A 24,194-nucleotide genomic window follows, 5' to 3' on the forward strand; every position below is an offset into this window, starting at 1 on the left:
TGTTCCTATCGTTTCGGGGTGGCTCGGCCGGCGAGGACGTCGCTGAACCAGTCACCGGTGAGCGCGTCGCGTTCGGCCGCGTGGTTGTACAGGGTGTGTTCGCCGTCGGGCCAGATCCGCACCGCCGAGGTGGCGGGGTCGGCGGCGCGGAGGAACGGCTCCTGGTCCTCGTGGCGGGCGAGGGGGTCGCGACCGCCGTGCAGCAGGAGCAGTGGGCAGCCGATGCGGTGCTTGTCCGGGTCGAAGCGCAGGCTGTCCATGACCTCGGCCACCCGGCCCAGGTCGTCGCTGCCGACCACGGCGGCCATCTGCTCGCGGGCGGTACGGAATTCCGGGACGGCCGGCACCGCTGGAGCACCGTTGACGACCACCGCGCCGACGCGCGGATCGGCGGCGGCCAGGTGGGCGGCGAACAGGCCGCCGAAGCTGACGCCCTGGACGCCGATCGCACCGCCGAGGCGGGGATCGGCCTCGGCCAGGTCGACGAAGCGGGCGAAGCCGTCGGTGACGTGCTCGTCGACGTACAGTCCGTGGCGCAGCCGTGACTCGCCCTGGCCGGGGCCTTCGGCAAGCAGACAGGCCAGGCCGCGCGCCGTGTACGCGTCGGCGAGGGCGAGATACGCGGCCCCCCAACCGCTCAGCCCGCCCCATACGAGGACGGTGGCCCGGGGCGGCACGGTCGCCGGCAGGGACAGCCAGCCGCCGAGGACGCCGTCGCGGTGAGGGATCTCGACCCGCTCGACGCCGGGTGCGAGGGCGGCGGTCGCGGCGGTGTGCCGGGCATACAGTTCCCGTTTCTCCGGGGTGTCGTTCTGGTACGCCATCTGCGCGAACATCAGGGCCGCGGAGGCGAACCGGTATGCCTGCCGGGCGGTGGCGTGGTGCCCGGCGGCTTGTGCCGACCGCGCGCGCTCCAGCTGTGTGTCGGCGATCGCCGCGGCGGCATCCGGCCACGGGATTCCGGCGGTGGTGTCGGTGAGCAGCCGTCGGGCGTCGGCGGGATCCATGCCACAGTCGGTGAGCCGGGTGAAAGGCATGGCCCGGTGCTGGGCGGCGACCAGCGGCGGCAATCCGGCCCCCGCTCCAGGATCTCCGGTCGTCATACGGCCGCACCCACTGTTGCGGACAGCGCGGCGTCGAGGTCGTCCACCAGAGCGCCCAGGCCCGCGGTGTCGGCCGCCGTACCGAACAGCACGAAGTCGGGGCGCGCCAGATACGCGACCGCGCCGAGCAGGTGGAGGTACTCCCGGTGCCGTCCGTCGAGGTCGTCGACCGTGTCGAGGGCGACCACTGCGCAGCCCAGGCGCTCCAACCGGGCGAGGCGCTCGGGCCCCAGGGCATCGGTGGGATCCCCGGCGGTGACCAGGGTGAAGCCGTAGCCGGTCAGGTCGTCGAGGCGTCCGGTGCGGCCGTCGGCCAGACGGATCCGGCCCTGGGGGGTGAGGGTGCCGACCGGCGTGCCGGCTTCCTTGCGCAGCACTCCGCCGCTCAGCGGTGGGAACGGGGGCGGTGGGGGCACCTTGCCGGCGAAGAAGGCCGCGTCCCGGGCCGCGGCGGCCTCGGTGTCGTGTGTGTTGGCGACCTTGCCCAGGCCGATCGCCGCGTGGGTGAGGGCGGTGACGTGCGGGCGGCGCTCGCTCTCGTAGGTGTCCAGGAGGGCGTCGGGTGCCAGGCCTCGGAGCACGAGATGCAGCTTCCAGGCGATGTTGGTGGCGTCGCGCAGGCCGCTGCACGCTCCCTGGCCGAGGTACGGCGGCATGGTGTGGGCGGCATCCCCGGCCAAGAAGACCCTGCCGGCCCGCCAACGGGTGGCGATGCGGGCCTCGAAGCCGTAGACCAGCTGCCGGATGATGCGCACGTCCTCCGGGCCGAGGTCGTGGTACTCGCGCAGGAGCCGCCAGGCGCTCTTTGGGGTGGTCATCTCCTCACGGGTCTCGCCCGGCAGCAGGGCGAACTCGAAGCGCTGGCGCGTCGCGCCGATGTTGATGGTCATGTGCCCGCGCGCGGGATCGCAGTACTGGGTGCCGCACGCGAATTCCGGCGGCTGGGGGCGCAGCCACTCGGCGTCCACGTTGACCCACTGCTCGTTGAAGCCGAAGTCCCGTCGCTCCACGCCGAGCAGTTCACGGATCCCGCTGCGGCTGCCGTCTGCGGCGATCACATAGCGGGCGCGGACGCTGTCGTGTTGTCCGTCCGCGCACAGGGCGTCGGCGTTCCAGCCGCGCAGGCGCAGGCGGACTCCGTCGTCGTCCTGGTCGAGGCCGGTGACCGCCCACCCCTGACGGACGTCGACCGTGCCGTAGCCGCGCAACCGCCTGTCGATCGCGCTCTCCACATCCGGCTGGTACATGGAGATGTGATCCGGATACCCCATCGGGCCATCCGGGTTCGCCGGGATGTTCACCAGGTTCTCGCCCTTGCCGTTGACCCACACGTACTCGCACATCGACGAGTCCCGCAGTGCCTCGTCGACATCACCGGCCGCCTGGACGGTCCGGGCGGTCTCGTCGTCGATGTGGGTGAGTCTGGGCAGCCCGTACAGGCCGGGCCAGCGCTCGCAGACCACCACCCGGTGGCCGAGCCGGCCGAGCAGGGAAGCGGCGGTGAGACCGGTCGGCCCGTAGCCGACGACGGCGATGTCGTAGAGGGGAGCCATGAGGCACCTCCAGGAACAGCCCCGCGCCGTTGCGAGGGGTGAGGCGGGAAGACAAGAGGGACGCGGGTCGACCGTGCACAGCGACGCGATCCGCATGTGAAGCTTGATTCACATTTAATGTGAGTCGAGATTCACATACTGGCTCGATGGACGTCAAGAGGCCGGTCGATAAACTGCGTGAGTGACCGAGTCCCCCACCGGCAGACCCGCCGCTCTCCAGGAACGCAGCCGCCGTTCACAGCAGGACATCCTGCGGTCCGGGTACGCACTCCTCGAAGAGGGAGGAGTGGACGCGCTCACTGTGGCCGCCGTCGCCGAGCGGGCCGGCATGGCGGTCGGCAGCATCTACCGACGGTTCGGCGACAAGGAAGGTCTCCTGCTGGCCATCCAGCGCGCCTTCACCGAGAACCTCCAGGCCGAGATCACCGGACGCATGTCCGCGGAGCGGCTCCGCACCCTGCGCGATCCAGCCGTGGCGGTCGCCGAGGCCGTGGGTGCGATCACCGACAGCTTCCAGGCGCACGAGGCCCTGCTGCGCGTCTTCCTGCTGCTCGGCATCCGGCACGAAGCGGTACGCGCCGAAGGCTCCCGCGTCAGCATCGAGGGCAACCGCCACTTCACCGAGGCGCTGCGTTCCACGCCCGTCGCCCATCCGGATCCCGAGGCCGCGCTGGACTTCGCGTACCGCCTGATCTATGCCACGGTCTCGCACCGCATCACCCAGGGCGAGTTCCTGGAGTCCGACCGCCCGCTGCCCTGGACCGACCTACGCAGCCACCTCCAGGCCTCGGTCGCCTCCTACCTCCTCGGCGCCCCGAAAGGCCACTGAGCCCGAACTCGCTGCGCAGCCAGGTGCACGCAACCCCTGACGGGCGACGCGGCTGCGAATGACCTTCCCAACCAGCCCGGCATGAGCTCTCGTTCACCTTCAGGCATCCCCGCCTGCGTCCCGCGCCGACGTCCGACCTACTCCGCGTCACGACGCCACGGGCACGCCGACCTCGAAGACCCGTTAGGCCTGCGCCCAGCGCTTCCAGAGCACAGGCCGGGTACCCAACCTGCCAGACGCTCGCCGGTTCCGCGCCCGCGAAGGCTACCTGCACGCCCATAAAGGGTGACTGAAACTCTGTCAGCGAGGCGGCGCACGAGGAGCAGTGCGTCGGGCCGGCTCGTGCCCGGCCGGCCCGCCGGGAAAGCCACGCTGAACTGCGGCTCCACCACGTCGAAGCACGCCAGGGGGCACTTCTTCGACACACCGCCTTTGGCCAACGGATGGCGATCCTGACGCTCTACAGCAGTCGGTACACCCGCACGGTCACCGGCGGGTGCTCATAGGACTCCGGGCAGTAGTAGATCTGCAGTTCCTCGTCCCCCAGCTCGATCCCGGTCGGGTCGCCCACCGGTGGGTAGCAACGCCGGTCATCGGCATCGGCATCCTCCAGCGGGCGCCAACCCCCCTCGTCGTCCTCGTTCCATTCGCTGAGGCCAACGGTGAACAGGGGCGCGGTCACCGCGCCGCATCCGCATCGTGGCGGGTCGGCGGCATCGTCCTCATCCGACGAGACGACACCCCAGCCGCCTGCCTTCCAGCCCGGAGCCACCGCGAACTCGGTGTAGTGATGGCCCGTGTCCTCCTGCCACGCGTCCACGCGTGCGCTCACCGCGGCGGGCAGTTGCTCGGGCGCCGGATACTCGGTCACCTGTTCCGGATGCAGGACACAGGGGGCGGGCCAATAGTCCTCCCGTTCGATGACAGGCGGCTCCGGCGGCGGCGAAAGGAATGCGGTGACCTGGTCGGCACTGCGCCAGCGCACGTGGACGGCCGGAACGTCGTCGTCGTGGTCCATGAACGGGCACCACAAGATCTGCAGCAGGTTCGCGCCGTCGGGGCAGGGCAGGCCGGGAACGTCCCGGGCATAGAGCTGAGCCACAGGCAGCAGCGGCACCGGATCCGTATGTGGACTGTCGGTCTTCTTCGGCTTGTTCCGGCTGAGGAGCGACTGTTCCTCGGGCGTGGGCGGTTCATCCTCCGGCCGTGACCACCGGGCGACCGTGAGGTGATGCGCGGCGCGCACCGCCTCCAGCTCCACCACCTCGTACACCTCGTGCGACCGTGTGCACATCGGCCACGGCTCGTCCTGCGGCCACAGCAGTGGGCCACCCACCGAACTGTCCTCAACCGTGGGCAAGCCCGCCCGCGGATGCAGCCGGGTGACGTTCCTGGACATCCTGGCCAACTCCGGGAACACCTCGGCCAGTTCCAGAGGCCTCGGCGGCGTCGTACGCGTCATGGGATCTCCGCACCTCTCGCATGCACTGGGCAGGCCATCGAAGCACGCGGCACTGACAGACCCTCTGGCCGCCGAGGGCAGCCCTCCTTTCGAAGTGCCGCCCGAGCCGTCGTCCTGTGTCGTGTGGGATGATCGGCCATGATCAAAGCTCCAGCACGGAAGGGCGGCCTCCGCCCCGCCCGATGACGTGGCCGGACGAGGCCGTGGCCGACAGCACCGCCACGACACCCGCCCACCCTTCCCGTGTCGCGCTCTTCGAGGCGATACGAGCGGACCGCACCGGCCCCGTCGCCGCCCGGCTGCTCCGGCTCGCCCGCGCGGACACTCCCTCCGTACGCCGGGAGGCCTTGGACCTCCTCCACAGCATGGCGCACGAACAGCCCTGGCCAGAGGCGGTCAACGCCGCAGTGGCCCGGCTCAGTGACCCCGACGAGGAGGTACGGCGCCGAGCCGCGTGCCTCTTCGGCTACCGCGGGCAGTCCGGCTCGGTCCTCGCGGCCCTCGGCGAACTCGCCGATCCACTCGTGCGCACCATCCTGGCCAGGGCGCTTGGCCCGACCGCCGCCCACCTGACGGACGATGGCCTCGCGTCAGTCCGCTTCCTCGCCCACCTGGAGACGCTACGGGCAGCGCCACCCGTGCGATGGCGCTCCCTGGACGCCGCACTCCTCGACGACGTCCGGGAGGCCGCGCGCCATCTGGAGGACCTCGGGCTCATCTGGGGCCAGACCCTGTACCGACTGGGGCGCGAGCACGACACATACACTCTCGTGGCCCACCTCCTCGCCGACCCCGCCACCCGGGACATCGGCGCCGACCTGGCCCGCGCGGCGTGCCACGACTGGCGGGCGGCCCCGACAATGCTGCTGCCGCTGCTCGTCCAGCACCGCGGCCGGACAGTCACCCCGGCTCTTGGTGCGGCCCTCACGACAGCCTCGATCTCCGAAGCGGCGATGCGGGCGCACGGAGCTCTCCTCGCCGAAGTCCCCTCCACGCCGTCTCCGAGGGCCCGCCGGATCCCGTCCACCGTGACGGCGTACGACAGCGCATCCGCCGACGCGCTCCTCGCCGCCAAGCCCGTGGGCATCACCCGCCTCGCCCACGCCTCCGAGATCTTCGAGGCCCTGCTGGACGCCGGCCCGCTGACCTTCCGGCAGGCGGCCCAGCTGTACAACCTGGCCTTCCGCCGCCCGGGCCGCTCACAGGCCGAATGCGCCCCGCTGTGGCTACGGCACGCCGGGCCTTCCGCACTGTCCCGGCTGCTCGCCCTCATGACACCGCACCTCGGCGACTACGCGATCGGCGAGTACTACCTGGCGGGTCTCGCCCGGATGGGCAGCCACGCGCGCCCCGCGCTACCGGCCGTGACCGCGCCGATCGACAGACGTACCCGCATCCCCGTCAACGACTCCACCCGCGACGCCGAGATGAGACTGGACGAAAACCTTCTGGCCGGCGCTCTCAACACCCGACGCGCGATCCACGCGGACACCGTTCCGCCGGCTGCCCCACCGCCTCCCCGACAGCAGCCCGCTCAACTCCTTTGCCCGCCAAGCGAAACGCACCGTCACACCTGAGTCAAAGCGGGCTGGTTGTCACCAACGGCCGTCACCGACCTGCGCCTTCGGCGCCGCGAGGCAGGGCACGGCAGTTGCCACGAGGTCGGCGTGCTACGTGTGACCAGTTGCAAGGCATGCACCGCTGTGGTCACCGGCTTCGGCACTCCGTCGGCAACATGAGCCGAGCCGCGCGGAGTCACGGTCCGGCAGCGCTGCGCGACCTGTTCGGCAGACCGCCGTCCTGGATCGCCGCCGACGCGGGCATCGTCACGCGCGTCCGTCGCACGCGGCGCCGGGCTCCCGGAGACCGGGCCGTCAGGCCCCTGACCGCCCGTCACAACCGCTCTCTTGACCTGGAGCGCGCTCCAGATACGAGCATGGGCGGCATGAACATCACCGACCCGCAGATCGTCCTCGGAACAATGGACTTCGGCACCCGCGTCGATCCCGACCAGGCCTTCGCGATCCTCGACTCCTTCGTCACCGGCGGCGGTGTCTGGCTCGACACCGCGAACTGCTACTCCTTCTGGACCGACCCCAGTGGCGTCGGCGGCGCCAGCGAGCGCCTGATCGGCGCATGGCTTCGGGCCCGCCCGGGCGTGCGCGACGCGGTACGGATCGCGACGAAGGTCCGGCACAACCCCCTCGTCCCGCACTCCTGGCCCCAGAGCGCCGAAGGGCTCTCCGCCCGCGCAGTCCACGCCGGTGCGGAAGAAAGCCTGGGACGTCTGGGAGTCGATCACATCGATCTGCTGTGGGCCCACGCCGAGGACCGCACCGTGCCGCTGGAGGAGACGGTCGGCGCCTTCGGTGAACTCATCACAAAGGGTGTGGCGCTGCGGATCGGCGCGGCGAACCACGCCGCCTGGCGCGTCGAGCGCGCCCGGTCACTCGCGCGGGAGCAGCGCGTGGAGCCGTGGACGGCCCTGCAACTGCGCCACTCACTCGTCCAGCCTCGCCCGCTCACCCCCCTCGCGGAGGCCGGCCATCGCATGCTCGCCGCCGAGGACCTGGACCTCGCACGGTCGGAGGGACTCGCCGTGTGGTCGTACAGCTCGCTGATGTGGGGTTCCTACGTGCGCGCGGACAAGCCGCTTCCGCAAACATATGATCACCCCGGGACCGCCCAGGTGCTCGCGGTCCTGGACGACGTCGCCGGCGAGCTCTCGGCCACGAGGAACCAGGTCGTCCTGGCATGGCTGATGCGGCAGGGGATCGATCCCATCGTCGGCGCGAGCCGGGTGGAGCAGATCGAGGAGGCACTCGCCGCACGCCGCGTGCGGCTCAGCGACGAGCACTTGGCGCGCTTCGACGAAGCGCGGTAGCAGCTGCCGAAGGAGCCCCATGACCACCGTCACCCCGGCAACAGCCGCCGACCGTACCGGTGTCTCCATCGACACGCTGCGCTACTACGAGCGCGAAGGGCTCATCGGTCCGATCCGGCGCTCCGTCGGCGGGCGCAGACAGTACACCGAGGACGACCTCTTCTGGATCGGCCTGGTCACGTGCTTCCGTGAGGCCGGCCTCGGCATCGCGGACCTGCGGGAGTTCGTCGCCATTCTGCGTGCCGAGCACTCTCCGCAGGACCGGGTCGCCTTCCTGCGCGAGCGCCGTGCCTCCCTGGAGCAGCGGGTGGCGGCTCTGTGCCGGGCCATGGAAGTTCTCGACGAGAAGATCGCCTACTACAGCTGAACGCCGGGAGCCCCGCACCCCGTTGCTCGGCGAGCGCCGAACCTGGTGTCCTCGCGGGAACCCTGCGGATGACAGGATTCCCCATTTGCCCCGTCTGGCGTACAACCTTCCGGTACCGCGGGCCGTCTACCCGGTGTCAGAGTTACGCGACCAAGCGCAACCAAGGGGGACATGATGCGAGGTATCAGAGCGGCAATGGCGGCGCTCATACTCACGGGCGCCATGCTGGGGACGGCGGCGAGCACCGCGGGCGCGGCCCCGGCGGAGGGCTCGCGCGCGGCGGCGGCCTGCCCGACGGGCTGGGGCAGCGGCGCCAAGGGTGGTGGCGCCACGGGGGCCGATCACCTGACGGACATCAGGACCGGACGGCATGAGTGCTACGACCGCATCGTGTTCGACGTGCCCGGCGGCGACCAGATCGACTTCCATGTCCAGTACGTGGACCGGTTCTACGCTGACCCCTCGGACCAGTACATACCGGTGGCTGGCGGGGCGATTCTCGACATCCGCATCGGCGCGTGGAGCTACGACCTGGATGCCGGCGTGCCGACCTACCCGGGCAAGGTGGGCAAACCCCTGCCCGGCGTGAACATCAGCGGGTACAGCACCTTCCGCGACACCCGGTTCGGCGGCACCTTCGAGGGCCAGACGCAGGTCGGTCTCGGTGTGCGCGCCCGACTGCCGTTCCGCGTTATCCAGTTGGACGACCGAGTCGTGGTCGACGTGGCCCACAGCTGGACGAGCTAAACCCTCGCCCAACCCGGCAGGGACGCCACAGTCCTTGTGTCTCTCGTGGCCCAGCTCGTCGGGGCCACCATCGCCTGGGCGCACTGTCTCACCGAACGGGGGCTCGGCCCAGGCGAAAGCCCTCCCGTCGGCGAGCGGCTCTTCAGAAGCGCCCAGTTGAGCCAGTCAAGAGAGTGGCTCCGTGGCATCCGGCCACGGAGCTGCCGCGAAAACCTGCTGGCGGACCGCATGCGACCGCTGCTACTTTCCTGGAGGCCGTGCGAGAGAAAGAGGAGGTGGTACCCGTGAACGCAGTATCGACACGGGTGCTCCTCTCCGGGGTCACGGTCGGGCGATAGGTCGTCCGGGAGCGCCGTCTCTGTGCACTCCCGAAAGGCACGACCATGCAATTCACTTCCGAACAGCGCCTCGACGACGGCATCCTCGAACGCGAATTCGCCCTCGGCGAGATCCCCGGCACTCTGTGGACGCCCAAATCCCCCACACCGGCCCCACTGATCCTGATGGCCCACAACAACGGCCTGCCCAAAGGGGACTCCCGGCTGGTGGCCCGGGCCCGGCAAACCGCAGCGTACGGCTACGCCGTGGCCTCCATCGACGCCCCCGGATGCGGTGACCGGCCCCGTTCCACCGGCGACGAGCAGGCCCGCGCCGACCTCCGCCGGGCGATGCAGGCCGGTGAGCCGGTCGACGAGATCTTCGAGTCCCTCGTGGGCCCGCTGGTCGAGAACGCGGTCCCGGACTGGCGGAACACCCTGGACGCCCTCCTTTCGCTGCCCGAGATCGGCGGCCCGGTCGGGTACTCGGGGTGGACCGCCGTCGGCATTCGGCTGGCGGTTGTCGAGCCGCGCATCGAGGCCGCCGGCTTCTTCGCCGGGGGTTACGTGCCCCGCGCGCAGCGCGAGGAAGCCCGGCAGATCACCATTCCGCTGCTGCTCCTGCTGCAGTGGGACGACGAAGGAAACCCCCGGCAGCGGGCTCTGGACCTGTTCGACACCTTCGCCAGCAAGGAGAAGACTCTGCACGCCAATGTGGGCGGACACCTCGGCACCCCGTGGTTCGAGCTGGAGGACGGGGGCCGGTTCTTCGGACGGCACCTGAAGTGAGGCCGAACCGTCAGGCCGTCAGCAGACGGTAGGCAGTGGGCAGCGGGTGGTGGGCGTAGGCGATGTGGGCCAGCAGATGTACCGCCCCGATCGCAGCGGTACCGGCCACCAGCGGTACCCACCGGTCGGGGCGGCGCTCAGCCACCAGCGACTCCGTCAACTGGGCCCATGCCGTGAGGCACTCTTCCCTCTCAGGTCCCTGGAAAGGGGAGCCAGACGGGCCCGTCGACGGTCTGCCGGGGCCTTCCCGGGCCCTGCCGGCTCGACATCTTCTCCCTCGCGTTCACCGAGGGCGATCCAACGCCGACAGCGGCTTGGCGATGTCCTCAAGAGAGCGGCGTTCGGCGTTCACCGCGAGGAACGCGGCGACGATCCCGGCCGCGCACATCAGGCCGGCGCCGATCTGGAAGGCGAGCACGGTGTCCCCGACCACGCCGGACGCCGTGAGGTCGGCGAAGACCAGCGGGCCGGTGATGCCACCGGCGGCGGTGCCGATGGCGTAGAAGAAGGCGATGCACATGGCCCGCGTCTCCATCGGGAAGATCTCGGAGACCGTCAGGTAGGCGCTGGAGGCGCCCGCCGAGGCGAAGAACAGCACCGCGCACCAGCAGGCCGTGAGCGTGGTCGCGGTCAGCGAGCCACGGTCGAACAGCCATGCCGTCCCGAACAGCAGCGCGCCGGAGAGCAGGTACGTCGAGGAGATCATCACCCGGCGGCCGACCGTGTCGAACAGCTTGCCGAGCAGCAGCGGGCCGAAGAAGTTGCCGATCGCGATCACGGCGAAGTAGTAGCCGGTGTTGCCGCTCGGGATGTCGAAGAACTTCGTCAGGATCGCACCGAAGCCGAAGGTGATCGCGTTGTAGAGGAACGCCTGGCCGATGAAGAGCGAGAAGCCGAGCACACTGCGCTTGCGGTAGGTCGCGAAGACCGTGCGGGCGATCTCGCCGAAGCCGATCGACTTGCGCTGCTGGATGGTGATCTCGTTCTCGGGCTCCGGAAGCGGTTCGCCCTTCTCGGCCTCGATCTTCCGTTCGATGGCGGAGACGATCTCCTCCGCCTCCCGTTCCCTGCCGTGGATCAGCAGCCAGCGTGGACTCTCGGGGACGTGTCGTCGTACGACGAGGATGACCAGGCCGAGGACCACCCCCAGCGCGAAGGTCAGCCGCCAGCCCACGTCCTTCGCGAAGAGGTCGGTGTTCAGCGCGACGATCGACAGCAGCGAACCACCGACCGCGCCGATCCAGAAGCTGCCGTTGATGATGAGGTCGACGCGGCCTCGGTAGAACGACGGGATGAGCTCGTCGATCGCGGAGTTGATGGCCGCGTACTCGCCGCCGATGCCGAAGCCGGTGAGGAAGCGCAGCGCGAAGAACCACCAGGTCGAGAAGGACACCGCGGTCAGCGCGGTGGCGGCCAGATAGACCGCCAGGGTGATCATGAACAGCTTCTTGCGGCCGAAGCGGTCGGTCATGCGCCCCCAGAAGAGGGCTCCTACGCAGGCACCGGCCACGTACAGGGCTGCCGCGATACCGGTGACCTGGCCCGAGGTGATCGGCAGGCCGCTGCCGGGCTCCGAGAGCCGGGCGGAGATGTTGCCGACGACCGTGACCTCTAGGCCGTCGAGGATCCAGACGGTGCCGAGACCGATGACAATCGTCCAGTGCCAGCGTGACCACGGGAGGCGGTCGAGTCGGGCAGGGATCGAGCTGGTGATGGTGCGGCCGGTTCCGGCCGGAGCGGTGGCACTGGACATGGGCTCCCTACTCGTCGAGCGAATCACCTCCATGTGCCCGTAGCCTGTCGCCTTACGCTCCGGCCGGATGGGGACGACCTCCTCACGGCTGCCTACGGGGGCGCGGTTGGCCGCCGGTCCGGAAAGCGACGTCGGCTGCGAGACGTGGGGAGGCGATGCCGTCCGGCCCCGCGCACGAGGGTCCGGACGGCCTCCCGCTATCGCGGTGCGATGGCTTTGAGCCAGTCCTCGACGTCGACGACATCTGCCCACTGGGGAAACAGCTTCTCGGTGAGGATCCGGTGCACCTCGGGGTCGGTGTCGAGGCAGGCGTCCGCCAGGACGGTGAGGCCGAAGTCCAGGTCGATGGCGTGCCACAGGGTGGACAGCACTACGGCGCTGGTGGCGATGCCGGTGAGAACCAGGCTGTCGACATCGCGAGCCCTGAGTACCAGGTCGAGGTCACTGCCCGAGAACGCGCTCCCCCGCCTCTTGGTGACCACGACGTCGCCCTTGCGGGGCGCGACGTCGTCATGGACGGAGACGAACCGACCGCCGCCTATGTGCGCTGCTTGTCCAGTTCGATGGCCAGGGGCGTGGCTGTGAACATCGAGGAGTACGTACCCACCACGAGGCCGATGAGAAGGGCGAGGGCGAAGTCGGTCAGAGTTTCGCCGCCGAGGACGGCCAATGCGGTGAGGATGAAGGCGGCTCCCATGCCGGTGTTGACGGTGCGGGGCAGGGTCTGCAGGAGGGCCTGGTTGGCGATCCGGGCGAAGGGCTCCTTGTGGTCGCCTCGGCCCAGTTCCCTGATCCGGTCGAAGACGACGACGGAGTCGTTGACGGAATAGCCGATGACGGTCAGCAGGGCGGCCAGGAAGACACCGTCGACGGGCTTGCCGAGCCAGGCGAAGACGCCGATGAGGATCACGACGTCGTGGGAGAGGGCGGCGACCGCGGAGGTTCCCAGAAGCCAGCGGAAGCGTGCCGCGAGGTAGATGAGCTGGGCGCCGAGAGCGATGAGAAGAGCGATGAGGGCGCCTTGGCGCAGTTCCTTGCCAAGGCTGGGCCCGATGGCTTCGTCGCGGACCTTGTCGCCTTGACGTGTCAGGCCGGTGATGGTGTCGGTGACGGTCGCCGCCTGGGTGTTGCTCAGGTGATGGGTGCGGACGGTGAGCCGGTTCTCGCCGGAGGTCTGGACGACGGCTCGGGGGAATCCCGCGTCGGCGAGTGCGCCTCGGGCCCGGTCGGGATCGACGGGGGTGGCCGTGGCGTATTCGATGAGACGGCCACCGGTGAACTCGACGCCGAAGTCGAGGCCGCGTACGGCGATCCCGGAGGCGGCCAGGACGAGCACGGCGGCGGAGGCGGCCAGCCACCGGCGCGGGTGGCGCATCAGGTTCGGATTCGTGCGGGTGAGGCGGTCGCGGACGGTGCCGGTGTGGGCGATGCCGGTGAGGTGGGGGCGGCGGCGCAGACAGGGGCGGGCGACGGCGTAGTCGGCGAGGGCACGGGTGATGACCAGGGCGCTGACCATGGAGGCGAGGACGCCGATGCCCAGCGTGACACCGAACCCGCGCACGGGCCCGGAGGCGAGGAAGAACAGCAGGCCGGCCGCTATCAGCGTGGTGATGTTGGAGTCGGCGATCGCGCTGAAGGCCCTGCGGAATCCGGCGGCCAGGGACGAGCGCGGGGTGGGCCGGTGACGGGAGGCGTACTCCTCGCGAGCGCGTTCGAAGACGAGCACGTTGGCGTCGACCGCCATGCCGATGGCCAGCACGAAGCCGGCGAGGCCGGGCAGGGTGAGGGTGGCACCGAGGGCCGCGAGGGCAGCGTAGGAGAGGAGGCCGTAACAGGCCAGGGCGATGGCGGCCAGGACGCCCATGATCCGGTAGACGGCGATGATGAACAGCGAGGTCAAAGCGGTGCCGACGACAGCGGCCCAGGCGCTGGCCGTGATGGCTTCGGCGCCCAGCGTGGGTCCGACGGTGCGCTGCTCGATGGTCTCGACCGGCACCGGCAGCGCGCCACCTTTGATGAGCAGCGCCAGTTCCTTCGCCTCGCTGCCGCCGAAGGATCCGGTGATCTGGGTGGAGCCGCCGCCGATGCCTGACCGGCAGGCGACGGACGGGTCGACCTGCGGCGAAGAGATGATCTTGTCGTCCAGGACGATGGCGACCCGGCGGGCCGGATCCCCTGCCGCATGGCAGGCGGCCTCGCCGGTCAGGCGGGCCCACCCCCTCTCACCCGATCCCCTGAAGTCGACGGTCACGTGCCACCCGGCGCCGCCCTGCTGGTCGAAGCGGGCGGCTGCCTTCTCGACGTCCTTGCCGGTCAGTGAAGCCGCCTGAAGTCGCAGAAGTTGGCCGGTCTCATCGGCCAGCACCTGCTCCCGGGGCCGTTTGGGCAGTGGTTCGCGCATGTCGTCGGCTCCGGCCGCCACTCCGACCACCTGGTGGAAGGTGAGCTGGGCGGTGCGGCCCAGTACGTCGGCCGCCTTCCGGGGATCCTGCAGGCCGGGCAGCTCGACGACGATCCGGTCGCTGCCGGAGCGGGCGATGGTGGGTTCGGCGACACCGAGCGCGTCGATACGGCCGCGCAGCACCTCCACGGTGCGGTCCGTGGCCTCGCCGTCGGCGTCGGCAGCGCTGGTGGGGCGGGTTTCGAGCACGATCTGGGTGCCGCCCCGCAGATCGAGTCCGAGGTGGACGGGCACGGTGAGGGCAACGTACAGGGACAGGGCAACGGCAGCGAGGGCGATCAGCGCTCTGATGTTCGGGAATCGGTTCACAGCGGGCCTCCGGCAGGCACACCGCGGCCAGGACAGTGGCAGCGGTCAAGAAGGGAGAGGAAGAGATTCAGAAGCCGGAGAGCGACGGGGGTGCCCGAACCCCGTGACGGTGGGCCGGTTGCGCCGATGCGGGTGCGCCCACCGTCGAGAACGGAGGCTGCGCGGGCCGGAGCGGACCGGCCGCTGTGCCACGTGACGCACCCGGGTCGAGGACCGGCGGAGCAGGATGATCGCCCGTGACATCCCGATGAGGCCGCACGGCAGCGGTGGTGACGGCCGCGTCCGCGTTGTCCGCGTGAGGCTCGCTCTGTGCCGACACGGCCTCGGCGACGAACACCGCGCCGCTCTGTACACGGCGGTGCTCGCTGCCGAGGACAGACGAGCTGAGCAGGATGATGAGGACGGCGAGCAGGGCAGCCGACACTGCTGCCAGACCCTGGCCACGGGTGCGCGGAACGTCGTGCGCGAAGCGGGCCACCTCCCCCCGTTCCCCTTCCCTGTCGGTGGCGGTCTGCCCGGAGCGGTCCGGATGCCTCAAAGCCCCTGTCGGGGAGTGGGCAGCCGGAGTCCTCAGGCAGTCGGCCGGCTCATGCTTCGATGAGGCCGGCGCGGATCGCGTAGCGGGTGAGTTCCAGCCTGTCACGCATGCCGAGCTTGTGCAGAAGGTTCTCCCGATGCCGGTGGACGGTCTTGATGCTGATGAAGAGCATCTCGGCGATCTCCTTGGAGGAGTGGCCCTCCGCCACGAGTTTGAGGACCTCCTCCTCGCGCGCGGTCAGTACCTGCTCGGGCAACTCCTCGCCGTGGCGGAGCCGGTCGAGATAGTTGCGGATGAGCGCGGTGACCGCACCGGGATACAGGAAGGGCTCGTCTCGCATGGCCGCGCGGCATGCCGCCACCAGGTCCCGGTCCGCCACGGACTTCAGCACGTACCCACTGGCGCCGGCCTTCAGCGCCTGGAAGAAGTACTGCTCGTTGTCGTGCATCGTCAGCATCAGCACCCGCACTCCGGGCTTCAGCGCGAGGAGTTCCCTGGTGGCCTGCAGGCCGGTCATCCGGGGCATGGCGATGTCCATGACCACGAGGTCGACCTCATGGGCGCGGACCATCTCGATGGCCTCCGCGCCGTCCCCGGCCTCGGCGACGACTTCGAGGTCCGGCTCCCGGTCGAGGATCAGCCGCACCCCGCGACGTACCAGCGCGTGGTCGTCGGCGAGGAGGAGGCGGATCACTGCTGTGTGCGGCGTGGTCATGGCTGCTTCCTGAGGAGGGGCACGGTCAGCCGGACCGTCGTACCGGCCTGCGGCGGGGAGGTGACATCCAGCGTGGCGCCGATCAGCAGGGCCCGCTCGCGCATTCCGCGGATTCCCGCCCCCTCACGCGCGACGCCGGTGCCACGGCCGTCGTCGACGACGGCCAGCACCACCGCCTCGCCGGCGTGGTGCAGGCTCACCTCGACCTGGCCGGCCTCGGCATGACGCGCCGCGTTGGTCAGGGCTTCCTGGGCGACGCGGTACAGCACCAGTTCCGTCTGCTGGTCCAGCAGCGGCAGGCCGGTGTCGAAGCGGCGCACCACACGCAGTCCGACGTGAGTGGCGAACTCCGTGGTCAGCGAGGTCAGTGCGCTGACCAGACCGAGGTCCTCCAGCACGCCCGGCCGCAGTCGGCGCACCAGACGACGTACCTCGTCCAGGCTGCCCCGGGTGATCTCCTGCGCCTGCCGCAGTTCACCGCGCAGAGGCTCGTGTGCGTCGGCGGCGGCCCGCTCCAGCGCCAGCAGGATCGCGGTCATGCTCTGGCCCACCTCGTCGTGCAGTTCCTGGGCGATACGGCGCCGCTCCGCTTCCTGGGCGAGCAGGACACGGGCACTGCTGGACGCCCGTTCGTGTTCGAGGCGTTCGAGCATGGCGTTGAACGTGCGGATCAGTTCGGCGGTCTCGCCGCGACCCCCTTCAGGCAGCCGTTGTCCGGGACGCAGCAGATCGACGGTGGCCATCAGCCGGGTGAGCCGGTCGAGCGGGGCCAGACCGATCCGCAGCAGAGCCGCGTTGGCGACCAGCATGACGCCCAGGCCTGCCACGAGGATGACCGCCTCGGTCAGGAGCACCGGCACGGAGACGGTCACCGGAGCCCACAGCAGGAGCGCGGTGGCGCTTCCCAGCACTACCGCGTTGAGCGCGAAGATCCGCCAGAACAGTGACAACGGGATGACGCCTTTCTCCGTGTGACACGGCTGTGTCTCTACTGTCGGTCACCGCGCACGCCAAGCGTGAGCTGCGGCCACTGGTCTCGACCGGCCTGCTGTCCAGGCTGCCCGCTGCCGGTTCCCACGTCGATGGGCTCCAGTGCCCATTTCCCGGGCCCAGCCCGCCCCCTCGATGGGTAGGGGGCGCGCCGCGAATGGGTATCGCGCCCGATGGGTTTTACGGGGCGCTGCGGCAATGGTGGGAGGCATGAACCGCCGCCTGTGAATCCCCCGGCCCTCTCCCCCGCCGGCGTCCAGACCGCCGCGCCCCGCCTCGTCGTTGAAAGAAGGAACCGCCATGTCACTCGGTACGCCCCGGACAGAAACCCGTCGTGAGCGGCTGACAGCCCACGAGGCCCTCCGGCGCCTGGCACACGAACGCGCCTCCCGCCTCACCCAGCTCCGGGCTCTCGACGAGGCCGGGCCTGACGCGGAAAAACAGATGTTGTCCACGCAGAAAGACACCGTCCAGCGCGTTCTCGCCGAGGTGGAGGCGGCCATCACCCGAGTCCAGGACGGCAGCTACGGCGTCTGCCGCACCTGCGCGGGACCGATCCCCGTCGAGCGCCTGGAAATCCTGCCGTACACGCCGTTCTGCGTCCCCTGCCAGCGCAGCGGCGCCTGACGACCGCCCGTCCGCCTTCCCGCTTCCGCCCTGCCCAGGGGGTGACTTGGTGAACCACCAGACCGTCGACGACCGCACCGCCGCCCTGTCGATCGAGGACTTCGCCGCACTGCGCGACGACCTGCACGAACAACGTCTGTTCCGCCAGGAGCAGCTCCAGCAGCTCTCGGCCCCCGCCACAACCCGCGACGACGCGCTTCTCGACCGGCAGGCCACCTCCCAGATCGAGGTGCGCGTCAAGCTCGCCGCCTCCGCCCGCATGGTCCTCGCCGACGTCGAAGCCGCCCTCACCCGTATGAACGACGGCAGCTACGGCACCTGTCATCTGTGCCGCAGGCCCATCGACCGCGAACGGCTGGTCATCGTGCCGCAGGCCCGCTACTGCGCCCGCTGCCAGCAGGTCAGGGAGGCCGGCCGGTGACCACCGCACCCGGTTCTTCGCGCCCCGTGGCCGCCCGGCACCGCTCATGGCCCCGGTGCCGGCAGTGCACCGGCATCGCCCTGGATCTGGGCAGCGCCCGCACCCGCGCCTGGACTTCCGGGCAGCGAAGAATCCTCGACGTGCCCACGGTGGCCCTCCCGGGCGACGGCGCCACGCACCCCATCCAGCGCGGCACCATCGTCGACACCCCCGCGACCGCCCGGATGCTCGACCGGCTGATCGGCCACCGACTGCCCCGTTTCGGCCGCCCTCTGCTCATCCTGACCACGCCCGCGCTGGGCGGAGTCGCCTACCGGGCCGAAGCCCGCGCGGCAGTCGAGGTCCTGCGCCCGCACACGGTCCTGACCGTCCCCACCGCGCGCGCCGTTGCGATGGCCGCGGACGCCGACCTGAACCGCCCCCTGCTCGTCGTCGACCTCGGCGCCCATCTCACCGAGGTCACGCTCCTCACCGACGGCGCGGTGACCGACGCCCGCCACACCGCCCTGGGCACCAGCGACCTGGACAGCCGCACCCCGCCCGCGCGGATCACCGAAGCGGTCGTCGCCATGGTGACCGCCATGCTGGACCAGGACCACACGGCCCAGGCACTCGACGCCCTCCAGCGGGGCGCTCTCCTCGCCGGCGGGGGCGCGCTGCGACCCGACATCACCTACCGCCTCACCGGGCAACTGCACGCTCCCGTACGTCCTGTCCCCGCCCCGCACACCGCAGCGGTCCGCGGCGCCGCGAAACTTCTCCAGGCCGCCCACACCCACCCCTCCGCCACCGCGGTGACCGACGCCGCGCCCCCCTGCTGACGCACCCCGCTCCATCTCACCCCCAGCCCGGCAAACCCTCGGCGAAACTGCCACGCTCATACGGAAGGAGAGACACCGTGGACCGCGCGATACCCCCGGCGCACCCTCCCGAAGAACTCCCACGCGTCCTGCTGTGGCGATGGCGACGCAATCCCCTGCGCCGTCGCACCGATCTCGCACAGGCCTGGATCACTCTCGCCCTGTTCCTGACCGTGCCGGCCGCGACCCCCGCGGCAGTGATCCTGGTCGGCGATCCTCCGCAGCAGTCCCAGCAGCGCCTCTCGCTCCGTCTCCGCCAGACCATCGAAGCACTCCGCGAGCACCGGATTCGCCACCTCATGACCCGCCTTCGGCAGCCGCTCGCCAATTCTGAGTGAGGTGATGCTCGAACCGTCGGCCATGCCCGGGGCGGCGGTCCGTGTCCACCAGCCCCTGCGCCACCAGTCGTCCGGCGAGTGTGCCGAACGCCTGCTCGCTCCGGAATGCCGACGCCGCCAGCTCCCGCGCGCCGGCGCCGGGCCTGCGGCCGATCGCGCGCAGCGCGTCCCAAGAACTGACACTCACCGAATCCGGCCCCACCGCCGGCCGTCCCGTCCTCGTCCTGCACGGCGGCGTGGTCCCGTCACCATCACTCCGATCACCGATCACTCCGGTACGACGGCCCGGACCCTGCTGCCCAACCGCCCCGGGCCGGAACGGCACCCCCAGGCCCGACCACGTCACCAGCTGGCCATCGGCCCCTCGCTCGGCGGCTGGATCGCCGCCGAGACCCGGCACCGCCGAGATATGGCCGAACGGTCACGGGCGGGCCCGAGTGGAAGCACCCCCATCTCGGCGCCTCACAGCACACACAGAGATCGGCAAATAGTTCGAAACATTCGGGAAAATGGTCCTGAAGCATTTACTCCACACTTTGGGGACACATCAATATGAGCAACGACCACCTCTATCGATCTAGCACACGGTGCCACTGAACAGGAAATACAGTCCCCACAGACAATCATTGCCCATTTCGAATGTTTCGAAGTCAATACCGAAACTATTGACACCTGACGTGACCCGGCCAACACTGTCGCGTGTTCAGCAGCCCCCATCGATCCCATGAGGACGAGGAGGAAACACGCACATGAACAAAGCACCCGCATCCGTATCCCGGCTCAGGCTGCTCATCAGCGGCGTCTGCACCATGCTGCTGGTCGCCGTGGCCGCACTCACCCTGCCCGGCACCGCCCAGGCCGCCACGGTCATCACCACGAACCAGACCGGCACCAACAACGGCTACTACTACTCGTTCTGGACCGACGCACCGGGCAGCGTCTCCATGACCCTGAACTCCGGTGGCAACTACAGCACCTCGTGGAGCAACACCGGAAACTTCGTCGCCGGCAAGGGCTGGAGCAACGGCTCACGCAGGACCGTGCGCTACTCGGGCAGCTTCAACCCGTCCGGGAACGCCTACCTGACGCTGTACGGCTGGACGGCCAACCCGCTGGTCGAGTACTACGTCGTCGACAACTGGGGCACCTACCGGCCGACCGGGACGTACAAGGGCACCGTCACCAGCGACGGCGGTACGTACGACATCTACCAGACCACCCGCTACAACGCCCCGTCCGTGGAAGGCACCCGCACATTCAACCAGTACTGGAGCGTCCGGCAGTCGAAACGGACCGGCGGCACCATCACCACCGGCAACCACTTCGACGCCTGGGCCCGCGCCGGAATGCCCATGGGCAGCTTCAACTACTACATGATCCTCGCCACCGAGGGTTACCGGAGCAGCGGCAACTCCAACATCACGGTGGGCTAGCCATGACCCCCATGAAAGCAAGGCGCCTCCCGTTACTGGTGGCAGCCGCTCTGGCCGCCGCCACCGCCCTCACCGGCCACACCACCGCCCCGGCGCAGGCCGCCGCCTGCAACGGCTACGTCGGACTCACCTTCGACGACGGCCCGTCCTCCAACACGACGGCCCTCCTCAACGCCCTCACCCGGAACGGGTTGCGGGCCACGATGTTCAACCAGGGTCAGTACTCCGCCGCCAACCCGGGCCTGGTCCGCGCCCAGGTGAACGCCGGCATGTGGGTCGCCAACCACAGCTACACCCACCCGCATCTGACCCAGCTCGGCCCGTCACAGATCGACTCGGAGATCTCCCGGACCCAGCAGGCGATCGCCAACGCGGGCGGTGGCACTCCCGTGCTGTTCCGCCCGCCGTACGGCGAGACCAACGCGACGGTGAAGGCTGCCGCCGCCAAGTACGGTCTGACCCAGATCATCTGGGACGTCGACTCGCAGGACTGGAACGGCGCCAGTACCGACGCGATCGTGCAGGCCGCGGCCCGCCTCACCAACGGGCAGGTCATCCTCATGCACGACTGGTCCGCCAACTCACTCGCCGCGGTTCCACGCATCGCACAAGGCCTGACCGGCCGCGGCCTGTGTGCCGGGAAGATCTCCCCGGCGACCGGACGGGCCGTAGCCCCGTAGCCAGGACGCTCCGAGTACAGCGGTATCCCGCACTCGCTCTACCGCACAGATGGCGCGGCGGCCCCCAGCTGCCGCGCCACCACCTGTATCCCCGCCGACTCGACGACTGCGCTCCACATACGAACAGGACGTGACCGCGGGATCGCGGGGCGACCGGCGTTACCGACGACGACTCCTCGGCGACCAGCAACACCGCACCTACGGGTTCCTCGCCGGCCAGACCTTGAGCCGCCACCCCAGTCGGGCCGACCCTTGCCAACCCGGACGAACTCCCTCCGTCATCGCAGACAGCCTGTGACGGCGCGACGAGGAACACGCATTCCGGGGAGCCACGCCCCGCAGCTACAGTGTTCGGCATGTCAGGAACAGCGTCCCCCAACTACCGTGAGCGCAACTCCACCGCCGACCGGGCACTGGACATCCTGACCATGTTCGACGACACGCATCTCGTCGTCACGGGCACGGCGGTGGCGGAGCGGCTCGGCGTCGCACGGTCCACCGCGTACCGCTACCTCCAGAGCCTGGTGGCCGGGCGCTTCCTCGAAGAAGCGCCCGGCGGCGGGTTCCGCCTCGGCCTGCGGGTTCTGGAGATCGCACGGCTGGCACGCCGCAGCTACGGACTGACCGAGATCGCCCTGCCGTCGATGCAGGAACTCGCGGAGGAGGTGGGCGAGACCGTCCTGCTCACCCGCCGGACCCAGGGCCTGGTGGTGTGCGTCGACCGCGCCGAAAGCGGAACCCGCGCCGTACGCATCTCCTACGAACGCGGCAGCACCCTTCCCCTCAACGCGGGCGCGTCCGCGTTGGTCCTGCTCGCCTGGAGCCCCGAGGCGGAAGTCCGACGGCTGTTGGAGACAGCGGAACTGCGCCGCTTCACCCCGGCCACCCTGACCGATGTCGACGCCCTCATGGAACGCCTCGCCCGGATCCGCCGCCTCGGCCACTCGGTGACCCGCGGTGAACTCGACCCCGATGTTGTCGGCATCTCCGCCCCCATCATGGCTCCGGACGGCCAGGTCACCGCAGCGGTGAGCGTGGCGGCCCTCGCTTCCCGCGTCTACCCGGAGGCAGAGGCGGAGTTCGCCCAGAAGGTCCGTGCCACAGCGAGTGAGATCAGCGACCGTCTGGCCCTCACGACAGACTGACACCCCTCCCCCACCGACACCGGCGTCGTCCGTTCCTTCGGTGTCCAGCTCTCGGCCGCTGCCGCGCACACGAGAAGCGCGGCGCACGGGTCCAAGTCGACGCGGTCGGCACAGTTGCGGGCGGGGCCGCACACCGCGCCGCGCACGGCCGTGGCATGGGTGGGCACTGTCGGCGCGGCTCAGCGGACCTGCGACAGCGCTGTGTCTGCGGGCCGGGGAAGCCCAACGCGTCGCCCGCGCCGACGGTGTCCACCCCTGTGCGACTACTCCGGCAAGCCGCCCGCCGCATCCGGGGACGGATCACGCCGCGGCTGCCGGTGCCCAGGCCGAGTTTCCCTGTCGACCTGTTCGGCCGGCACAGAGGTCAAGTCACCGCTGCGGGCGGTCACTCGGCGTTCCGGCAGGCCGCGACAGCCCTGTCCAGGGTCTGGTGGTCGGCCCAGCTGCCGTGGAAGCCGAAGGGCACCCGGCTGGGGAGCTTGACCCGGGCCAGCGGGGTGCGGCGCAGGTCGGCAGCGTCGTGGATCAGGAGTTCGCTGAGGCCGGTGGCCCGGTTCCACCAGAGCGAGAGCAGGTAGCCGTCGTCCTCGGAGCGGGCGCTCTCGCGTGCGACGAAGACCGGCTCGCCCGGGCTGGTCAGTCCGGGCGGCCCCTCGACGACGGTCGTGCTGTCGAGGAGGTAGTCGTGGCGAGCCAGACCGTCACTCATGGTGTCGTCGGCCAGACCGCGCGTGGTGACGAAGTAGCCGTAGCGGTGCGGCCGTCCCGTACAGGCATCGTTGATCTTGGGGAACTCGCCCGCGATCCCGCTGATCATCTCCTCCGTGGCGCGTCCGGTGGCGAGGTCGACGCGCCAGCGGTACGGCAGGGCCGGCGGGAACCACGTGTGGGAGTCCAGGGGCGTGCCCAGGCGTTCGACGGGGTTGCCCAGCCGGGTGATCCGGTGCCCGTCGACGATCAACTCGCCGTCCTGCTCATAGGCGTTGAAGAAGTGGGTGTTGGCGAACTGCCCTCCGACCTCGTGCCAGGTGACCTGATGGGTGCGGCGGTCCATGAGGACGATCTGCGTGCCGTGGTCGAGGCCGCTCTCGTCCCAGACCACTCCCGGCCGTCCCTGGGCGATGAGATCGAAGCGGAAGTGAGCGGGCGTGACGAAGAAGATGGCGTAGTTGTCGCTGACCGCGAAGTCGTGCATGAGGACGGGCACGCCGATGTCGAAGGAGTGCGAGTCGATGATCCCGGCCGTCTTCACGTCGGCGCGGTACCAGGTGATGGTGGGGCCGGTGGCGGCGAAGAACAGCATGTCGCCGCTGTCCGGGTCGATCTTGTAGTGGGCGGTGCACAGGACGTCGATGCCGCCGTGGAAGTCGTACGTGCCGATGGTCTTCAGGGTCTCCGGGTCCATCGCGTGCGGCAGTCCGCCCTCGTAGTAGACGAGAAGGCGGTCGTCGAAGACACCGACGTGGGTGTTGGCGACGTTCTTGGCGGGCGGGGCTCCGTCGGGCAGCCGTCCGGGGGTGCCACCGTTGACGAAGCCGCTGTAGACGGCTTCCCCGGCCTGTACCTCGATCTTCATCGAGTCGGTGTCGACCCAGCGGGTGCGGTAGGCGGCCCGGCCGTCGCGCAGGTAGATGCCGCAGACCATGCCGTCGCCCTCCCACCAGTGGTAGCGGTCGGTGTTGCGGGGCTGGAAGCGGGGGTTGGAGGTGACGCGGAACAGCGCGCCCGCGAGATCGGCCGGTATCTCCCCGTCCACCTCCAGGTCGTAGGCCTCGTTCTCCTGCGTCCACGGCGTGAAGGGGCCGCGCAGGAACTTGTTGTCGGTGGGCCAGTCGGTGCTCATGGGCGTTCTCCTGTGGGGTGTCTACGAAGC

The 24,194-nt window shown here is 70.0% G+C and carries 24 protein-coding genes and 1 pseudogene; 13 read left to right on the forward strand and 12 right to left on the reverse strand.

The annotated features are described in order from the left end of the window. Window positions 1–5: 5 nt before the first annotated feature. Both IEY89_RS21245 and mhpA read right to left on the reverse strand, forming a co-directional pair. Complete coding sequence (locus IEY89_RS21245; RefSeq protein WP_189149044.1) at window positions 6–1,103, reverse strand: alpha/beta hydrolase family protein; 1,098 nt, start codon at window positions 1,101–1,103, stop codon at window positions 6–8. Continuing rightward, window positions 1,100–2,656, reverse strand: coding sequence for a bifunctional 3-(3-hydroxy-phenyl)propionate/3-hydroxycinnamic acid hydroxylase MhpA (mhpA, locus tag IEY89_RS21250; protein WP_189149045.1), 1,557 nt, complete (start codon window positions 2,654–2,656; stop codon window positions 1,100–1,102). The genes IEY89_RS21245 and mhpA overlap by 4 nt, the downstream gene beginning before the upstream one ends. Window positions 2,657–2,837: 181 nt before the next feature. Here mhpA and IEY89_RS21255 point away from each other — a divergent pair, with 181 nt between their 5' ends. Then, window positions 2,838–3,485, forward strand: a complete 648-nt coding sequence (locus IEY89_RS21255) for a TetR/AcrR family transcriptional regulator (protein ID WP_189149046.1) — start codon at window positions 2,838–2,840, stop codon at window positions 3,483–3,485. A gap of 460 nt (window positions 3,486–3,945) precedes the next feature. Here the strand turns inward: IEY89_RS21255 and IEY89_RS21260 are convergent, their stop codons facing one another. Further along, entirely contained in the window at window positions 3,946–4,749 is an 804-nt protein-coding gene (locus tag IEY89_RS21260; protein WP_189149047.1) for a hypothetical protein, read from the reverse strand. A gap of 380 nt (window positions 4,750–5,129) precedes the next feature. Here IEY89_RS21260 and IEY89_RS21265 point away from each other — a divergent pair, with 380 nt between their 5' ends. The 5 genes from IEY89_RS21265 to IEY89_RS21285 all read left to right on the forward strand — a co-directional run bounded on the left by IEY89_RS21265 (window position 5,130) and on the right by IEY89_RS21285 (window position 10,051). Next, on the forward strand, window positions 5,130–6,524 hold the full coding sequence (locus tag IEY89_RS21265) for a hypothetical protein (protein WP_229695343.1): 1,395 nt from the start codon (window positions 5,130–5,132) through the stop codon (window positions 6,522–6,524). A gap of 368 nt (window positions 6,525–6,892) precedes the next feature. Continuing rightward, entirely contained in the window at window positions 6,893–7,831 is a 939-nt protein-coding gene (locus IEY89_RS21270; RefSeq protein WP_189149187.1) for an aldo/keto reductase, read from the forward strand. Between the two features lie 19 nt (window positions 7,832–7,850). After that, window positions 7,851–8,198, forward strand: a complete 348-nt coding sequence (locus IEY89_RS21275) for a MerR family transcriptional regulator (protein ID WP_189149049.1) — start codon at window positions 7,851–7,853, stop codon at window positions 8,196–8,198. Window positions 8,199–8,372: 174 nt separating this feature from the next. Beyond that, window positions 8,373–8,945: an AMIN-like domain-containing (lipo)protein gene (locus IEY89_RS21280; RefSeq protein ID WP_189149188.1), complete on the forward strand. Its 573-nt coding sequence runs from the start codon at window positions 8,373–8,375 to the stop codon at window positions 8,943–8,945. A gap of 383 nt (window positions 8,946–9,328) precedes the next feature. Further along, window positions 9,329–10,051: a dienelactone hydrolase family protein gene (locus IEY89_RS21285; RefSeq protein WP_189149050.1), complete on the forward strand. Its 723-nt coding sequence runs from the start codon at window positions 9,329–9,331 to the stop codon at window positions 10,049–10,051. Window positions 10,052–10,061: 10 nt separating this feature from the next. On the opposite strand, the gene IEY89_RS41515 is transcribed toward IEY89_RS21285, so the two are convergent. From IEY89_RS41515 to IEY89_RS21315, 7 genes and pseudogenes are all read right to left on the reverse strand, one after another. Further along, window positions 10,062–10,196 (reverse strand): hypothetical protein, encoded by a 135-nt coding sequence (locus tag IEY89_RS41515; protein WP_268240749.1) that lies wholly within the window; start codon window positions 10,194–10,196, stop codon window positions 10,062–10,064. A 138-nt stretch (window positions 10,197–10,334) separates the two neighbouring features. Then, complete coding sequence (locus IEY89_RS21290) at window positions 10,335–11,804, reverse strand: MFS transporter (protein WP_189149051.1); 1,470 nt, start codon at window positions 11,802–11,804, stop codon at window positions 10,335–10,337. Window positions 11,805–12,001: 197 nt separating this feature from the next. After that, a pseudogene (locus IEY89_RS21295) lies at window positions 12,002–12,322 on the reverse strand (cysteine hydrolase family protein); the annotation flags it as partial. Window positions 12,323–12,342: 20 nt separating this feature from the next. Then, on the reverse strand, window positions 12,343–14,574 hold the full coding sequence (gene secD / locus IEY89_RS21300; RefSeq protein ID WP_189149052.1) for a protein translocase subunit SecD: 2,232 nt from the start codon (window positions 14,572–14,574) through the stop codon (window positions 12,343–12,345). 67 nt (window positions 14,575–14,641) lie between these two features. Beyond that, window positions 14,642–15,052 carry a hypothetical protein gene (locus tag IEY89_RS21305; RefSeq protein ID WP_189149053.1) on the reverse strand — a complete coding sequence of 137 codons (411 nt, stop codon included), beginning with the start codon at window positions 15,050–15,052 and terminating at the stop codon, window positions 14,642–14,644. 109 nt (window positions 15,053–15,161) lie between these two features. Then, window positions 15,162–15,827: a response regulator gene (locus IEY89_RS21310; protein WP_189149054.1), complete on the reverse strand. Its 666-nt coding sequence runs from the start codon at window positions 15,825–15,827 to the stop codon at window positions 15,162–15,164. Further along, on the reverse strand, window positions 15,824–16,777 hold the full coding sequence (locus tag IEY89_RS21315) for a HAMP domain-containing sensor histidine kinase (protein ID WP_189149055.1): 954 nt from the start codon (window positions 16,775–16,777) through the stop codon (window positions 15,824–15,826). The genes IEY89_RS21310 and IEY89_RS21315 overlap by 4 nt, the downstream gene beginning before the upstream one ends. A gap of 340 nt (window positions 16,778–17,117) precedes the next feature. Between IEY89_RS21315 and IEY89_RS21320 the strand changes: the two genes are divergently transcribed. The 4 genes from IEY89_RS21320 (at window position 17,118) to IEY89_RS41940 (ending at window position 19,063) form a co-directional block, all read left to right on the forward strand. Continuing rightward, a complete protein-coding gene (locus IEY89_RS21320) occupies window positions 17,118–17,444 on the forward strand; it encodes a TraR/DksA family transcriptional regulator (protein ID WP_189149056.1) in 327 nt (108 codons plus the stop codon). A 46-nt stretch (window positions 17,445–17,490) separates the two neighbouring features. Beyond that, window positions 17,491–17,865: a TraR/DksA family transcriptional regulator gene (locus tag IEY89_RS21325; RefSeq protein ID WP_189149057.1), complete on the forward strand. Its 375-nt coding sequence runs from the start codon at window positions 17,491–17,493 to the stop codon at window positions 17,863–17,865. Then, entirely contained in the window at window positions 17,862–18,686 is an 825-nt protein-coding gene (locus IEY89_RS21330; RefSeq protein WP_189149058.1) for a rod shape-determining protein, read from the forward strand. Before IEY89_RS21325 ends, IEY89_RS21330 begins: the two co-directional genes overlap by 4 nt. A gap of 77 nt (window positions 18,687–18,763) precedes the next feature. Then, window positions 18,764–19,063, forward strand: coding sequence for a hypothetical protein (locus IEY89_RS41940; RefSeq protein ID WP_373287269.1), 300 nt, complete (start codon window positions 18,764–18,766; stop codon window positions 19,061–19,063). Here the strand turns inward: IEY89_RS41940 and IEY89_RS41945 are convergent. Then, window positions 19,023–19,463 carry a MarR family transcriptional regulator gene (locus IEY89_RS41945; RefSeq protein ID WP_373287270.1) on the reverse strand — a complete coding sequence of 147 codons (441 nt, stop codon included), beginning with the start codon at window positions 19,461–19,463 and terminating at the stop codon, window positions 19,023–19,025. The genes IEY89_RS41940 and IEY89_RS41945 overlap by 41 nt on opposite strands. Window positions 19,464–19,812: 349 nt before the next feature. On the opposite strand from IEY89_RS41945, the gene xynA reads away from it, so the two are divergent. The 3 genes from xynA (at window position 19,813) to IEY89_RS21350 (ending at window position 22,321) form a co-directional block, all read left to right on the forward strand. Next, window positions 19,813–20,496: an endo-1,4-beta-xylanase XynA gene (gene xynA, locus IEY89_RS21340; protein ID WP_189149059.1), complete on the forward strand. Its 684-nt coding sequence runs from the start codon at window positions 19,813–19,815 to the stop codon at window positions 20,494–20,496. Between the two features lie 2 nt (window positions 20,497–20,498). Then, complete coding sequence (locus tag IEY89_RS21345; RefSeq protein WP_189149060.1) at window positions 20,499–21,176, forward strand: polysaccharide deacetylase family protein; 678 nt, start codon at window positions 20,499–20,501, stop codon at window positions 21,174–21,176. 356 nt (window positions 21,177–21,532) lie between these two features. Next, the gene (locus IEY89_RS21350) at window positions 21,533–22,321 is read left to right on the forward strand and encodes an IclR family transcriptional regulator (RefSeq protein ID WP_189149061.1); all 789 of its coding nucleotides are present in this window, start codon (window positions 21,533–21,535) and stop codon (window positions 22,319–22,321) included. A gap of 385 nt (window positions 22,322–22,706) precedes the next feature. Here the strand turns inward: IEY89_RS21350 and IEY89_RS21355 are convergent, their stop codons facing one another. Beyond that, window positions 22,707–24,164 (reverse strand): carotenoid oxygenase family protein, encoded by a 1,458-nt coding sequence (locus tag IEY89_RS21355; protein ID WP_189149062.1) that lies wholly within the window; start codon window positions 24,162–24,164, stop codon window positions 22,707–22,709. Window positions 24,165–24,194 lie beyond the last annotated feature (30 nt).

This window comes from Streptomyces lacrimifluminis (genome assembly GCF_014646095.1).
In the GTDB taxonomy this organism is placed as follows: Bacteria; Actinomycetota; Actinomycetes; order Streptomycetales; family Streptomycetaceae; genus Streptomyces; species Streptomyces lacrimifluminis.

What these genes read in the sequence shown, in the direction of transcription:
- IEY89_RS21245 (WP_189149044.1), bottom strand. Translation starts at nt 1,103, where the DNA reads ATGACGACCGGAGATCCTGGAGCGGGGGCCGGATTGCCGCCGCTGGTC.
- mhpA (WP_189149045.1), bottom strand. Translation starts at nt 2,656, where the DNA reads ATGGCTCCCCTCTACGACATCGCCGTCGTCGGCTACGGGCCGACCGGT.
- IEY89_RS21265 (WP_229695343.1), top strand. Translation starts at nt 5,130, where the DNA reads ATGACGTGGCCGGACGAGGCCGTGGCCGACAGCACCGCCACGACACCC.
- IEY89_RS21270 (WP_189149187.1), top strand. Translation starts at nt 6,893, where the DNA reads ATGAACATCACCGACCCGCAGATCGTCCTCGGAACAATGGACTTCGGC.
- IEY89_RS21275 (WP_189149049.1), top strand. Translation starts at nt 7,851, where the DNA reads ATGACCACCGTCACCCCGGCAACAGCCGCCGACCGTACCGGTGTCTCC.
- IEY89_RS21280 (WP_189149188.1), top strand. Translation starts at nt 8,373, where the DNA reads ATGCGAGGTATCAGAGCGGCAATGGCGGCGCTCATACTCACGGGCGCC.
- IEY89_RS21285 (WP_189149050.1), top strand. Translation starts at nt 9,329, where the DNA reads ATGCAATTCACTTCCGAACAGCGCCTCGACGACGGCATCCTCGAACGC.
- IEY89_RS21290 (WP_189149051.1), bottom strand. Translation starts at nt 11,804, where the DNA reads ATGTCCAGTGCCACCGCTCCGGCCGGAACCGGCCGCACCATCACCAGC.
- IEY89_RS21310 (WP_189149054.1), bottom strand. Translation starts at nt 15,827, where the DNA reads ATGACCACGCCGCACACAGCAGTGATCCGCCTCCTCCTCGCCGACGAC.
- IEY89_RS21320 (WP_189149056.1), top strand. Translation starts at nt 17,118, where the DNA reads ATGTCACTCGGTACGCCCCGGACAGAAACCCGTCGTGAGCGGCTGACA.
- xynA (WP_189149059.1), top strand. Translation starts at nt 19,813, where the DNA reads ATGAACAAAGCACCCGCATCCGTATCCCGGCTCAGGCTGCTCATCAGC.
- IEY89_RS21345 (WP_189149060.1), top strand. Translation starts at nt 20,499, where the DNA reads ATGACCCCCATGAAAGCAAGGCGCCTCCCGTTACTGGTGGCAGCCGCT.
- IEY89_RS21350 (WP_189149061.1), top strand. Translation starts at nt 21,533, where the DNA reads ATGTCAGGAACAGCGTCCCCCAACTACCGTGAGCGCAACTCCACCGCC.
- IEY89_RS21355 (WP_189149062.1), bottom strand. Translation starts at nt 24,164, where the DNA reads ATGAGCACCGACTGGCCCACCGACAACAAGTTCCTGCGCGGCCCCTTC.